Origin of the sequence: Castellaniella denitrificans (genome assembly GCF_027214045.1) — a bacterium.
In the GTDB taxonomy this organism is placed as follows: domain Bacteria; phylum Pseudomonadota; class Gammaproteobacteria; order Burkholderiales; family Burkholderiaceae_B; genus Castellaniella; species Castellaniella denitrificans_A.
In genome coordinates this window covers 108,168-122,134 of sequence record NZ_JAPWHE010000003.1, presented here as the reverse complement: position 1 = coordinate 122,134, position 13,967 = coordinate 108,168, and the positions used below count along the sequence as shown (strand labels likewise).

Below are 13,967 nucleotides of genomic sequence, written 5' to 3'. Positions count from 1 at the left end.
CCCGCTCACTGCCAGCCCCAGCGGCGGACATAGAACCCCTTCATCCACTGCGTCAGGCCCATGTAGCCCAGCAGGATCAGGGGCAGCAGCGCGAAATACAGCGGCGGCAGCGCCTGCAGCCGCAGGCCCTGCGCCAGCGGTCCCATCGGCAGGAACAGGCCCGTCGCCATGATGGCCCCCGTCATCGCCATCAGCGGCCAGGCCGCCCGGCTCCGCACGAAAGGGACTTTGGCCGTGCGGATCATGTGCACGACCAGCGTCTGGGTCAGCAGGCCCACCACGAACCAGCCCGACTGGAACAAGGTCTGCCGCGCCGGCGTGTCCGCCCCGAACACGAACCACATCATGGCGAAGGTCAGGATGTCGAACACCGAGCTGACCGGGCCGAAGAACAGCATGAAGCGGCCGATCTCCCCGGGTTGCCAGCGCTGCGGGCGCCGCACCTGCTCCTCGTCCACGCGATCGAACGGGATCGCGGCCTGCGAAACGTCGTACAGCAGATTCTGCACCAGCAGGTGGATCGGCAGCATCGGCAGGAAAGGAATGAAGGCGCTGGCGACCAGCACAGAAAAGACGTTGCCGAAGTTCGAACTGGCCGTCATCTTGATGTATTTCAGCATGTTGGCGAAGGTGCGCCGGCCCTCGATCACGCCCGCCTCCAGGACCATCAGGCTCTTCTCCAGCAGAATCACGTCGGCGGCCTCGCGGGCGATGTCCACGGCCGTGTCCACCGAAATCCCGACATCGGCCGCGCGCAGCGCGGGCGCGTCGTTGATGCCGTCGCCCAGGAAACCGACGACGTGGCCGCCGGCCTTCAGCAGTCGCACGATGCGCTCCTTGTGCGCAGGCGTCAGCCGGGCGAACACATCGTGCGATGCCACGGCCCCGGCCAGCGCGGTGTCGTCCATGTCTTCCACATCCCCGCCCAGCAGCACACCGCGCGGCGCCAGGCCCACGTCGCGGCAGACTTTGGCCGCGACCCGCTCGTTGTCGCCGGTCAGCACCTTGACCGCCACGCCGTGCGCGGCCAGGGCCGCCAGGGCTGCTGGCGTGGAGGCCTTCGGCGGATCCAGGAAGGCGATGGTGCCCGCCAGGACCAGCCCCCGCTCGTCGGCCACGCCGTAGGCGCCGCGCGCGGGCTCGGGCTCCCGGTACGCCACGGCGACCACCCGCAGGCCCTCGTCGTTCAGCGCCGAGGCCACCGCGCGGACGCGCGCCAGCAGCCCGGGCGTCAGCGGCGCCTCCTCGCCATCGCGCAGCACCCGGTCGCAGACCCGCAGGACTTCCTCCACCGCCCCCTTGGTGATCAGCAGATGCCGGCCGTCGGCGCCGGCCACCACCACCGACATGCGGCGGCGCTCGAAGTCGAAGGGAATCTCGTCGACCTTGGCATAGGACGCGGCCAGGCCGGGCGGTCCGCCCGAGCCCGCCCGCGCCAGGACGGCCTCGTCCAGCAGGTTCCTCAGCCCGGTCTGGTGCCGGCTGTTCAGCCAGGCCAGCTCCAGCACCCGGTCCGAGGTCTCGCCCCAGGCGTCCGCATGCCGCTCCAGGACGATCCGGTCCTCCGTGAGCGTGCCGGTCTTGTCGGTACACAGCACATCCATGGCGCCGAGGTTCTGGATCGCGTCCAGGCGCTTGACCACGACCTTGCGGCGCGAGAGCGCGACCGCCCCCTTCGCCAGGGTGGAGGTGGCGATCATGGGCAGCATCTCGGGCGTCAAGCCCACCGCGACGGACAGCGCGAACAGCAGCGCCTCGCCCCAGTCGCCCTTGGTGTAGCCGTTGATGAGCAGCACCAGCGGCGCCATCACCAGCATGAAACGGATCAGCAGCCAGCTCACCCGGTTCACGCCCGCCTGGAACGCGGTCGGCCCCCGGTCCACGGCCTGGACGCGGCCGGCCAGGGCGCCGAAGTACGTCCGGTCCCCGGTGCCCAGCACCACGGCCGCCGCCGAGCCGGACACCACGTTCGTGCCCATGAACAGGATGTCGTCCAGTTCGAGCGGATTGCGGACGGTCGCGTCCGACTGGACGGCGAATTTCTCCACCGGCAGGGATTCGCCCGTCATCGCGGCCTGCGCCACGAACAGATCCTTGGCCGCCAGCACCCGGCAATCGGCCGGGACCATGTCCCCGGCTGCCAGCCGCACCACATCGCCCGGCACCAGCATCCGGACCGGCACCTCGACGCCGCGCGGCGGCGCCACCGCCAGCCGCACGCCGAAATACGCTTCGGCCTGGGGCGCGGCGTCGGCCGCGGGCGCGCGCCGCACGACGGTCGCGGTGTTGCCCACCAGCGCCTTCAGCGCATCGGCCGCCCGGCTGGACCGGGCCTCCTGCCAGAAGCGCAGCACAGTGGAAAGCGCCACCATCGTCCCGATCACGGCCACGGCCTCCAGGTCATCGGTCCACCAGGAGATCGCGGTCAGCAGGGTCAGCAACAGATTGAAGGGATTGCGGTAGCAATGCCACAGATGCCGCCACCAGGGCATCGGTTTTTCGTGGCCCACTTCGTTGAGGCCGACCCGCGCGCGGATCGTCTCGGCCTGCCGTTCAGTCAGGCCGTCGATGTGGCTGCCGAGCCGGGCGAGCAGGGCATCCCGGTCGTCCAGGGCTGCGGCGGCCAGGTTCCGGGACAGCGCGTCGGGCGCTTCGCGGCCGACGCCCGTGCGGACGACGGAATCGAGCATGACGCGCCGGCTGAAATGCCGGGTCATGCGGCGAACCTGCAGAAAGTTCGCGAAGAGGTTTTTCAGGATGGTGATGCGCATGCTTGTTCTCCTGGTCGCCACCATCCTGGAAGAGTCAGGAGGGTGGCTTGCGAGGCTGTGGGTCCGGGTTCATGGCGTTGGGTTTCGAGGTTCGTGTCATGGGAGAAATGGACGGGACGGACGCGCGCGCCGGTCGCCCGGATGCGGGCATCCAGGGCGATTTCACCGCGGAACGCCCGCCGCCGCGGACGGGCCGACGGCGACAGGACGCCCCTGCGGGGGCGATGCGGATTCAGGGATGGAAGACCGGCGGCGGGGGAAGGCCGTCCGGGCTGCCGCCCTGCCCTGCGGGCAAGGCGGCGAGAAGACTCGCGGTTACCTTGCCTGCGGGCAGCCGATCAGGGATCGACGACTGGGTAAGTCCACAGGAGGCACTCCGGAAAATGAAAACGACGGGATTTTAATGCCGCCGCCTGCGGGGAGCAAGGACGCCAGGACGGACACGTTGCGCGACGCGGCCGGGGACGATACGCTTGCCGGATCGCCTTACCGGAGCCTTTCCTTGTCCAGCAGCCCGATCACCAACGAACTTCTGCACGCCCTGTTTCTCGTCGCCATCGCCGCCGAGGCCATGACCGCCGCGCTCGCCGCCGGGCGGCGTGAAATGGACTGGCTGGGCGTGTGCCTGCTGGGCTGCATCACCGCGCTGGGCGGCGGCTCGGTGCGCGACCTGTTGCTGAACCACCACCCCCTGTCCTGGGTCGCCCATCCGTCCTACCTGCTGATCACCGGCGGCGCGGCCCTGGTCACCATCGCGCTGGCCCGGTTCATCCATTCGCTGCGGCACCTGTTCCTGTTCCTGGACGCCGTCGGCCTGGTGGTCTTCACCGTGATCGGCTGCGACATCGCGCTGGGCCTGGGCCTGCCCTGGGGCATCGCCATCGTCTCGGGCATGATCACCGGCTGCGTGGGCGGCGTGCTGCGCGACGTGCTGTGCAACGAAGTCCCGCTGCTGTTCCGCGCCGAACTCTACGCCACGGTGTCCATCGTCGCGGGCGCCCTGTACGTCGGCGGCCTGACGCTCGACTTGCGCCAGGAGGCCGTCACGGGCGGCGCGCTGGCGATCGGCCTGGCGTTGCGGCTGCTGGCCCTGCGTTTCGGCTGGAGCATGCCGAAATTCGTCTACACCAAAAACCTTCACTGACCATGTTCGCGCATACCCTGCTGCTCATCCTGACCATCCATGCCGTGGCGCTGGTGTCGCCCGGCCCCGACTTCGCCGTCGTCACCCGCCTGTCCATCGTGTCGGGCCGGCGCGCCGGCCTGTGGGCGGCGGCCGGCGTCGCCAGCGCCATCGGCGTCTACACCCTGGTCAGCCTGCTGGGCCTGACCCTGGTGCTGGCCGCCCTGCCCGGCCTGTCGCGCGCCCTGTCCATCGCCGGCGCGCTCTACCTGATGTGGCTGGGCATCCAGTGCCTGCGGTCCAAGGGCCACATGCCCGAGTCGGGCTCGGCCGCCCTGGGCGGGCGGCGCGCCTACGTGACAGGCTTCTTCACCAACCTGCTCAACCCCAAGGCCATGCTGTATTTCGGCTCCATCCTGTCCCAGGCGGTCACCCCCGACCTGGGCGGCGCGCACCTGGCCGTCGTCTGGACCCTGCTGGTGGCCGAATCCCTGCTGTGGTTCGCCCTGGTGGCCACGCTGTTCTCGGCCCCGCGCATGCTGCAATGGCTGCGCACCCGCCTGCGTTGGTTCGACCGCGCCATCGGCGTGGTGCTGCTGGGCCTGGCGGCCAAGGTCGGCAGTTCTGGGATGTAGCCGCGGCGGCGTGTGGCTCCGGTCCGGGCCCGGACAGCGCGCGGTCAGGCCGCCGCGCCGCCGGCCGGACAGCCGCTGTGAAAACGGAATTCCGCGTCCGGCGATTCGATCAGTTCCCGCTCCGCCTCGCGGATCCGGACCACCGAGCGCTCCACGTCGCGCGCCTCGCCGAAACGCCGCGCGAAGCGCAGGTAGCCCTGGTAGTGGCGGCTTTCCGATTGCAGCAGCCCGGCATAGAACGACGCCAGTTCCTCGTCCAGGTGCGGCACCAGCGCGGCGAAGCGCTCGCAGGAGCGGGCCTCGATGAAGGCTCCGACGATCAGCGTATCGACGAGCTTCGCCGGCTCATGGGTGCGCACCGCCGCCCGCAAACCCGATGCATAGCGGCTGGCCGTCAGCGGCCGCAAGGCGATGCCGCGCCGCTTCAGGATGCGCAGCACCTGCTCGTGATGCACCAGTTCCTCGCGGGCCAGCTTCGACAGGGCGGCGGACAGCTCGGCGTCCTGGCCATAGCGCGCGATCAGGCTCATCGCCGTCGCCGCCGCCTTCAGTTCGCAATTGCGGTGGTCGAGCAACAGCACATCCTGGCGCGCCAGCGCGGCCCGCACCCAGGCATCGGGCGTGGGGCACGGCAGGAAATCGAGCAGGTCGGCGGGCAGTTCGGGCGGGTTCATCGGGGCTTTCGAGGCGGGCGCACAGGGATCATTCAGGACGTGCCGGCCCGCCGGACCCCAGGGGCCGCGCAAGCCCGGGCATGAAACGCCAGGCGATCAGCCATCCCAGCGCCTGCACGGCGCACAGCGTGGCCACGGTGCCGGGCCAGCCGCCCAGCGTATAGGCAATGCCGCAGGCCCAGGCACCCGCGAAACCGCCGCAATAATACGCCCCGTAGTACAGGCCGCTGGCCAGCGAACGGCCGTGGGTGACCCGGTGGGCGATGAAGCTCATCGTGGCCGACTGCGTCACGAACACCCCGCAGGCCGTCACGGCCAGCGCCATCACGATGGCCCAGACCGGCGCCGCCAGCGACCCCAGCACGCCCAGCGCGGACAAGGCCACCGCCGTCAGCACCGTGCGTCGCGAGCCGATGCGCGGGATCACCTGCCCCGCCAGCGGCGTCACCAGCACCCCCAGCAGATAGACCGTGAAAATATTGGCCAGATCGCCCGAACTGAAACGATAGGGCTCGGCCGCAAGGTGAAGGTTGACGAAGGTGAACAGCCCCACCAGGGCGAACAGCACCGTGAAACCCAGCGAACACGCCACCTGCAACGCGGGGTTGCGCAACAGCTGGCCCAGCGTCGCCAGGTTGCCGGAGATCCGGCGATTGGCCACGAAATGGCGCGACGGCGGCAGGCCGCGCCACACCAGCCAGGCCCCCGCCAGATTGATCACCGCCATCGCCCCGAAGGCCGTGCGCCAGGCCATGAATTCCGTCAGGTGCCCCATCAGGAAGCGGCCCAGGAAACCGCCCAGCACCGAGCCGGCGACGTACCCGGTGACCAGCCGCACCATCGCGGCGCCGCGGAATTCCTCGCCGATGTAGGCGATCGCCACCACCGACACGCCCGGCACCGCCAGCCCCTGCAGAAAGCGCAGCACCAGCAAGCCGTGCACGGATTGCACCTGCGTCATCAGCGCGGTGGGAACGGCCAGCGCGAACACGGACACCGTGATCAGCCATTTGCGCCCCAGGGCGTCGGACAGCATGCCGATGAAGGGCGAGATCAGCGCCACCGCCAGCACCGTCATCCCCACGGCATTGCCGATCTCGACCACGGTCGCGTTCAGGTCGCGCTGCAGTTCGGGCAGGATCGACTGCACCGAATACACCTGGATGAAGGCGAACACCCCCACCAGCGCCACGGTCAGCAACAGGGGGATGGTCAGGCGGTAATGGCCGTCGGCGTCGGGGGATGGAAAGGCGGGCATGGGAAAAGGGCCGGAAACGTTCACGTGGGCCCAACGGGTCCGCAGGCGTTAGCTTACCCCAGTTGGCCGGCGCGGCACGCGGCCGGCGGCCACGGCACGGTCAGCGCCCCAGGAACCGGAACGGCTTGGCCGGCACGAACTGGTCGTTGGCCATCCCCGCGTGGATCCGCGTCTGGTCGGGGCCGAGCTCGAGCTTCATCACCCGGCCGGTGCCCTCGGAAAAGTCCAGTTTCTCCAGATCGACCCAGAAGACGTTCGGCGTGAGCGCCGACTCGAAGAAATAGCGCCTGTGCTTCTGGTCGGCGACCGTCCGCCAGCGCGTGGACGAGATGTTGGGCTGGTCCGGCGTGGTGATGCCGTAGGGCACGGACACATTGCGGATCACGCTGAAGACGCTCGCGATCGCCTCGGCCGGGCGCTCGCTCTTTGGAATCGCGTTCACGTAAAAGGCGGCGCGCGCGTAGCGGTCCGAGGCCCGGTTCGTGCCCGGCAGCATGACGGTGCCGCCGATCTGCCGCCAGTAGGCGTTCAGCGCAAGCTGCTGCTCGAACACCGGGGAATTGGTCATCACCTGGTAATCGCGGCTGTGGTGGATGACCTGCCGCCCGTCGATGTACTCGACGATGGCACTGTCGCCGCTGGCATCCGACAGGGACAGGTGCAGGGTGGCGAGCCGGTCTTCGCCCGGCACCCGGTCGGTGACGAGGGTGAAAGGCTCCTTCGCCAATCCGTCGACCGCCTCCTGGACGGTGGCGAAATTATCCAAAGCATATTGCGCCCAGGCCGCCAGGGACAGCCCCGGCGTCGTGCCATCGTATTCGGGATAAGAGGACTCGACCAGCCACAGCACGTTGGCGACCAGTCCGGCCTCGTTCATGCCGTCGGTGGTCGAGACATCATAGCCGGAGGCGATGACGCTGCCGTACTTCGACGTCCATTCGATCGAGTTCGGCCCCGCCTCTCCGGACCGCCGCATGCCGCGCGGGAACGCCCACAGGTTCGTCCCGACGTCGGTCTTCCAGTCCATGGACCGCGCCGTGATCACCTGATCGCCGGCGCCGAGGTAGACGAAGCGCGTGCACGCCTGCGCGGCCGGCGCCATCTGAAGGCCGGCGAACGCGAGCAGGCCGGCGCACAGGATCGGGATGGAACGTTTCCGGGCGGTCATCGAGGCACCTCATTCGACTGTCGATGAGGGTTTATAACAGGGCGGCGGTCTGGGGGGCGGGAAGGTGGGGGATGGGGGGGTTTGGGGCGAGGATCGCCGCGACTCATGCGGAGATTACAGACTGATTCGCCGCGGAATGTGCGGTGCTTGGAACACCCGTTGCAAACCCTGCCGGACCCTGTTCGCCCCTCAAAATCCTCTTACTCGATCACGTTCAGAAACTCGCCAACCACACGATAACGATGCTCATCATCATCGTCGCCGCAGAGCTCGATCGTCGCCATGTCGGGATTGTGGGAGCGGGGCTTCAAGAGAATTTTCTGGTGCTGCCATCCGTCTTCGGTATCAATCTTGATGCTCTGATATTCCTTGACGGTATATCGTGAACCCGAATCACCATCCTGGATATCGGCGCACTCGACCAGCACGATCTTCCCGTTTCGACTGCCACCAGGATTCATGCGGAAAAGGCAGATGGCGCCATTCGGAATAATCTCGTTCATCGACTCGCCGACCACCCGACAGGCGAAAATATTCCTTCCCACCGCCATGCCTGGCGGGACGAAGACCCAGTGTTCATGCTCGACATGCTGGAGCTCGCTGAACCCCCCGGCGGCGGCCTGCAAGTCATAGAGTGGAACTGCATTGACGTAAGGCTCCAGCTTTTCAGACGGCCTGGCCAGCGCGACAACATTGGATTTATAAACGGGGATGTGCCGCTTCAGGTAGCTGCGAAGGCCTTCATCACAAGCGTAAACGAAAGTCCCCTTGATGCCGCGCAGCATGATGGTTTTGTAGATGTTGAGGATGTAGCGCTTCAGCTCATCCGGATCATTGATGGTTTGCTTGCCGTTGCGGTCGTGGTAACTGGCTTTGTCGATGATGATCCGGTCCAGCTTCGCGTCATAGCGGATTTCATGGCCGAAGATGACACCCGTATAGTTCAGATCATAGCCTTGGGTGGTGTGGATGCAGCCGACCTCATTCACGGCATTTGGCGAGTTGATCCAATCAATGTTGACCCTGTTCCAGCGCAACCGAATATCTTTAATCTCTATATCATATGCGCCCGGATCTTTTTTGGATTTCCAGGGCCAGGCATAGCCGGCGATCAGGCGTGCAAGGCCATGCGTTTGATTCCGTCGACCGATCTCCCTCACCATGTCCGATATATCGTCGAACATCAGAAACTCGTACTTCTTTGAATGGAATTTCCCGTTGTCAGGCAGACGCACACTCAGAAGATCGTCGAGGAACTCCACATAGTGCCGACCTCCCTGGACCCGGAACTGGGAAACCAGCCTCATGACCTTCGAGTCGGGCGACGATTTGATGGTCTGGAAATCGCCGGCATTGGCATCGGACGGTTTAACGGATTGGTCCGCGTCGTAGAAAAAGACGGCTTTCCCTGACTGCCGGGTGACCCAATCGACTTCGCTGCATGTGCTCTTGTCCAATCCCAGGGCTGCGCAGGCCTTGTCGAAGGCGCCGTAATAAGACCCTAAATTGACCCGTTTGCGCAGCCGGTGCGATTCATCCACCAGCACGATATCGTAGGACTGTCGTGCCAGTTCTGAAGGGCTGATAACCATGTCCTGATGCAGGCCGACGATATTCCTGAACGCTTTCTTCAGGGTCTCACGGAAGGATTTCATCGGCACGACCAGGGCCATGCGCGGCTGTGCATAAAGCTTTTTGAACCGCGCCAGCAGTTCGCGCAGTTCGGCTTCCTCTTCGGAAAATTCACGCAAATCCAGTTCAGTATTGTCGGTATGGATCAGCTTGAACAGAAATATGGCCAGGACGGATTTTCCCGTTCCCGCACCACCTTCGACAACCAGGTTCTTCAGTCCGGTATCCAACAACGCCTGCATGATTCCAAGCAAGCCCCTGCGCTGGTCGAATGACAGGGATTTGTAGGGCGAATACTTGAAGACATCGGAGTTGTCGATCGCTTCCAGGGAATGCGATGCAATACCCTGTCTCCGAAGCTTGTCCCAGGTTTCCCGAAAAATCGCCGAATAAAGCTCGTTCTTCTGGAAGTAGTTGTGGTCGACCAGGCCCAGGTTGCCGTTCAACAGCCTGAAGCGGCCATCGGCCGCCATGTACTTGATCAGGGAAGACTCAATATCGAGCGTCGCGGATTTATTGAAGCGCTCGCTGCTGATGAGGTGCACCGTGGTCAGCTGTTTCTTGCACGGATGCTTGAGGTGGGTATTCAGCCGGGTGAGCGTGTCGGTGGTTTCACCGACATAAGCGTTGCATGCGGCACCGTCGCTGAGAACGTATACCAGCGGCCAATGATCCACAGCGTACGCATTCGCCTGGATGGCTGCCAAGTCGTCTGCGGAAAACCCGTATCGATTGACTTCGACAAGGTCCGGCTGGCTCATAGCTCGTTATATTTCTTTGCGCTGCCCCGGGCTTTGTCGACCGGATATTTTTCCTCGTTCCGCTCGATTTTATCCAGAATGATTTGCTGGATGTCGAACCCGTAAGCATCCGACAGCAGCAGCGCGTAGGCCAGGACATCCGCCAGTTCCTCCTTGACCTTCTCGGGATCAGCGTCTTCGGGCGATTTCCATAGAAAAGCCTCCAGCAGCTCACTGGCTTCGATGCTCAGGGCCACTGCCAAGTCCTTGGGATTATGAAACTGCTGCCAGTCGCGATCATCGCGAAACTGTCGCAACCTTCGCAGTATCCGGTCCATTTCCTCAATCCTTTTCAGGGTTGACGTACCGTCAAGAATGATCCCCTGGTACATCGGCCCCTGTACTTAAACCCGCATTCAATGCCCCTGGCCCGAGCAAGGCAAGCCCAGCGTCCAGGCTCTGCGGTCACACGTTAAACAAAAAATTCATCACATCCCCGTCCTTCACCACGTACTCCTTGCCTTCCGCCCGCATTTTCCCGGCCTCCTTGGCCCCCTGCTCGCCCTTGCAGGCGATGAAGTCGTCGAAAGCGATGGTCTGGGCGCGGATGAAGCCGCGTTCGAAGTCGGTGTGGATGACGCCGGCCGCCTGGGGGGCGGTGGCGCCGACGGGAATCGTCCAGGCGCGGACTTCCTTCACGCCGGCGGTGAAATAGGTCTGCAGGCCCAGCAACTGGTAGCCGGCGCGGATGACGCGGTCCAGGCCGGGCTCGGTCATGCCCATGTCTTCCAGGAAGACGGTCTTGTCCTCTTCGTCCAGGTCGGCGATCTCGGCCTCGATGGCGGCGCAGACGGCGACCACGGGGGCGTGTTCCGCCGCCGCGTAGTCCTGCACCGCCTTCAGGTGCGGGTTGTCCGTGAAGCCGTCGTCCTTGACGTTGGCGACGTACATGGCGCGCTTGGCGGTGATGAAGCAATAGCTTTTCACCAGGGCCTGCTCGTCCTCGTCCAGTCCCAGGCCGCGCACGGACTTGCCCTGGTCCAGCACGGCCACGATGCGTTCCAGCAGGGCCACCAGGCGGATGGCTTCCTTGTCGCCGGAATTGGCCAGCTTGCGGTTCTTTTGCAGGGCCTTGTCGGCGGTGGCCAGGTCGGCCAGGGCCAGTTCGGTGTTGATGACCTCGATGTCGGACACCGGGTCGACGCGGCCGGAGACGTGGACGACGTTCTCGTCCTCGAAGCAACGCACGACGTGGACGATGGCGTCGGTCTCGCGGATGTTGGCCAGGAACTGGTTGCCCAGGCCTTCGCCCTTGGACGCGCCTGCCACCAGGCCGGCGATGTCCACGAATTCGACCACGGCGGGCACGATGCGCTCAGGCTTGACGATGGTGGCCAGCTGCGCCAGGCGCGGATCCGGCACCTCGACCACGCCGACATTGGGCTCGATGGTGCAGAACGGATAGTTCTCCGCCGCGATGCCGGCCTTGGTCAGGGCGTTGAACAGGGTGGATTTGCCGACGTTGGGCAGGCCAACGATGCCGCATTGCAGTGCCATGAATTCGATTATCCTTGTGTATCGGCAGACGGGCCCGGGGCCCGTCCTGGGGAAACCGCGATTGTACCCCGCCCATTGACATCTTCCCCCGCTTGCGGGTAGACGCTTCTTCCCTCGTCCAATCATGGATTTCAAGCACATCGAAGCCTTCGTGTGGGTCGCCGAGGTCGAGAGCTTCCGGATCGCCGCGGAAAAGCTGCACACCACGCAGCCCGCGATCTCGCAGCGCATCGCGGCGCTGGAATCGTCGCTGTCCGTGCGGCTGTTCGAGCGCAGCGCGCGCGGCATCAAGCTGACGGAAAAGGGCCAGGAGCTGCTGTCCCACGCCCGCCGCATCATCGACATGCGCACCGAGATGCTGACGGCCGCCCGGCAGGCGTCCCCGATCCGCGGCCTGTTCCGCCTGGGCGTGGCCGAGACCCTGGTGCACACCTGGCTGCCCGAACTGCTCGAACGGCTGCACCAGCGGCATCCGGCGCTGGTGGTGGAACTGCAGGTGGACACCAGCCATGTGCTGCGCTCGCAATTGCTGTCGCACCAGATCGACCTGGCCATGCTGGTGGGCACATCCCAGGATCCGCGCGAACACAGCCTGCATCTGTGGGATTATTCCCTGGCCTGGATCGCCAGCCCCAGCCTGCGCCTGCACGGCCGCACCGTCAAGGCGAAGGAACTGGCGGCCTATCCCATCATCACCTATCCGCCGGCCAGCGTCCCGCACCACGCGGTCAAGCGCATCCTGCAGGACGCGGGAATCAAGGAACCCCGCCTGTACGGCAGCGCGTCGCTCAGCACCATCGTCCACATGGCGCGCCACGGCATGGGGCCCTGCGTGATCGCGCCCGCCGTGATCGCCGAGGAACTGGGGCAGGGCAAGCTGTGCATACTGCGCACCGACACCACCTTGCCCGACATCGATTTCCACGCCTGCTGGCTGGACACGCCCGACAGCCATACGGCCCTGACCGTCGCGCGGCTGGCGCAGGAAATCGCCCACAAGGCGGGCGCGCGCGATCATCAGGGATAACCCCTATTCAGCCGCCTGTCAGGTATTCACATCGAATCTCGGAAGAGGCCATTAAACCCTTATAAAACAATGGTTTTTTACTGAACGATAAGAATCCGTTATGACCAGGCATGCCGATTGATGATTGGACGCGGCGGGTCCGCCACGGTGCAATCCGGGCATGCCACCCATTCCATGCACTCGACATCCCGAGGAGACCCCATGAAGCACCTGGCCACCATCACGCTCACCGCAGGCGCCGTCCTGCTCGCTTCCGCCGCCGTCGCGCAAGACAAGGTGGACGGCCTGCCCAAGACCCAGATCCAGGTCGCGGGCGCGCTCAGCAACCTGACGCTCTACCAGAACTTCGAACAGCCTTTCTGGACCAAGACCGTGCCCGAGCTGTCGAACGGGCAAGTCACCGCCACCATCAAGGGCTTCAATGAAATGGGCCTGAAGGGTCCGGAAATGCTGCGCCTGATGTCGCAGGGCGTGATCCCGGTCGGCACCTCGACCCTGGCCTACTTCGCCAGCGACAATCCCATCAACGAGGCCATCGACCTGGCCGGCCTGGCGCCCACCGCCGCGATCGCCAAGCAGGTGACCGACGCCTACAAGCCCGCCTACGAGGCCTTCTACGACAAGCAGAACATCAAGGTGCTCGGCTTCTCGTCCTACCCGGCGCAGGTGCTGTTCTGCAACGGCGCCATGAACGGCCTGGCCGACCTCAAGGGCAAAAAAGTACGCACCAGCAGCCGCACCCAGGCCGAGTTCGTCGAGGCCTTCGGCGGCAGCAGCGTGACCCTGCCCTTCGGCGAAGTCGTGCCGGCCCTGCAGAACGGCGTGGTCGATTGCGCCATCACCGGTTCGATGTCGGGCTACTCGGCCAAATGGTACGAGGTCAGCACGCACCTGTACGCCCTGCCGATCAACTGGAACCAGCAGATCCACGCAGCCAACAAGGCGTACTGGAACAAGCTCGATCCCAAGGTCCGCGACTTCCTGCAAAAGAACCTGGACACGATGTTCGAGAAGATCTGGGCCGACGCCGCCGCCGAGACGCAGCAAGGCTACGACTGCAACACTGGCGCCGCCGCCTGCAAGCAGGCGGTCAAGGGCAAGATGACGCTGGTCCAGCCGTCCGAAGCCGACCGGGCGCTGCTCAAGAAGGTCCTGGCCGAGACCATCGTGCCGAAATGGGCCGCGCGCTGCTCCGCGCAGTGCGTCCAAGACTTCAACGGCACGATCGGCAAGATCGTGGGCATCACCGCGTCCAAGTAGGCGGACGCGGCCCGCGCCGCGTCTCCAGACCCGGGGGGGGGGGGGGGGGGCGGGGGGGCCCCCCGGGGGGGCCGCCCCCGGGGGCGGAGCGCGCCCGCCCGGCGCGGCGGCGGGGGGGGGGG

At 65.5% G+C, this 13,967-nt stretch carries 11 protein-coding genes; 4 read left to right on the top strand and 7 right to left on the bottom strand.

Features of this window, described 5'->3' with window-relative positions:
• Positions 1-5: 5 nt before the first annotated feature.
• On the bottom strand, positions 6-2,771 hold the full coding sequence (gene mgtA, locus O4H32_RS06370) for a magnesium-translocating P-type ATPase (RefSeq protein WP_269357706.1): 2,766 nt from the start codon (positions 2,769-2,771) through the stop codon (positions 6-8).
• 502 nt (positions 2,772-3,273) lie between these two features.
• On the opposite strand from mgtA, the gene O4H32_RS06365 reads away from it, so the two are divergent.
• Entirely contained in the window at positions 3,274-3,915 is a 642-nt protein-coding gene (locus tag O4H32_RS06365; protein ID WP_269357705.1) for a trimeric intracellular cation channel family protein, read from the top strand.
• Between the two features lie 2 nt (positions 3,916-3,917).
• Positions 3,918-4,529 carry a LysE family translocator gene (locus O4H32_RS06360; protein WP_269357704.1) on the top strand — a complete coding sequence of 204 codons (612 nt, stop codon included), beginning with the start codon at positions 3,918-3,920 and terminating at the stop codon, positions 4,527-4,529.
• Positions 4,530-4,573: 44 nt separating this feature from the next.
• Here O4H32_RS06360 and O4H32_RS06355 read toward each other — a convergent pair whose 3' ends face one another.
• From O4H32_RS06355 to ychF, 6 genes are all read right to left on the bottom strand, one after another.
• Positions 4,574-5,203 (bottom strand): MiaE family protein, encoded by a 630-nt coding sequence (locus tag O4H32_RS06355; RefSeq protein WP_269357703.1) that lies wholly within the window; start codon positions 5,201-5,203, stop codon positions 4,574-4,576.
• 28 nt (positions 5,204-5,231) lie between these two features.
• A complete protein-coding gene (locus tag O4H32_RS06350) occupies positions 5,232-6,461 on the bottom strand; it encodes an MFS transporter (protein WP_269357702.1) in 1,230 nt (409 codons plus the stop codon).
• Between the two features lie 100 nt (positions 6,462-6,561).
• The gene (locus tag O4H32_RS06345) at positions 6,562-7,563 is read right to left on the bottom strand and encodes a linear amide C-N hydrolase (protein WP_269357919.1); all 1,002 of its coding nucleotides are present in this window, start codon (positions 7,561-7,563) and stop codon (positions 6,562-6,564) included.
• Positions 7,564-7,829: 266 nt separating this feature from the next.
• Positions 7,830-10,022, bottom strand: a complete 2,193-nt coding sequence (locus O4H32_RS06340) for a DNA/RNA helicase domain-containing protein (RefSeq protein ID WP_269357701.1) — start codon at positions 10,020-10,022, stop codon at positions 7,830-7,832.
• Complete coding sequence (locus O4H32_RS06335) at positions 10,019-10,339, bottom strand: nucleotide pyrophosphohydrolase (RefSeq protein WP_269357700.1); 321 nt, start codon at positions 10,337-10,339, stop codon at positions 10,019-10,021. Before O4H32_RS06335 ends, O4H32_RS06340 begins: the two co-directional genes overlap by 4 nt.
• Before the next feature lie 127 nt (positions 10,340-10,466).
• On the bottom strand, positions 10,467-11,558 hold the full coding sequence (gene ychF, locus O4H32_RS06330) for a redox-regulated ATPase YchF (RefSeq protein ID WP_269357699.1): 1,092 nt from the start codon (positions 11,556-11,558) through the stop codon (positions 10,467-10,469).
• A gap of 121 nt (positions 11,559-11,679) precedes the next feature.
• Here ychF and O4H32_RS06325 point away from each other — a divergent pair, with 121 nt between their 5' ends.
• Complete coding sequence (locus O4H32_RS06325; protein ID WP_269357918.1) at positions 11,680-12,585, top strand: LysR family transcriptional regulator; 906 nt, start codon at positions 11,680-11,682, stop codon at positions 12,583-12,585.
• Between the two features lie 201 nt (positions 12,586-12,786).
• Positions 12,787-13,845, top strand: coding sequence for a TRAP transporter substrate-binding protein (locus O4H32_RS06320; protein WP_269357698.1), 1,059 nt, complete (start codon positions 12,787-12,789; stop codon positions 13,843-13,845).
• The last annotated feature ends 122 nt before the right edge of the window (positions 13,846-13,967 follow it).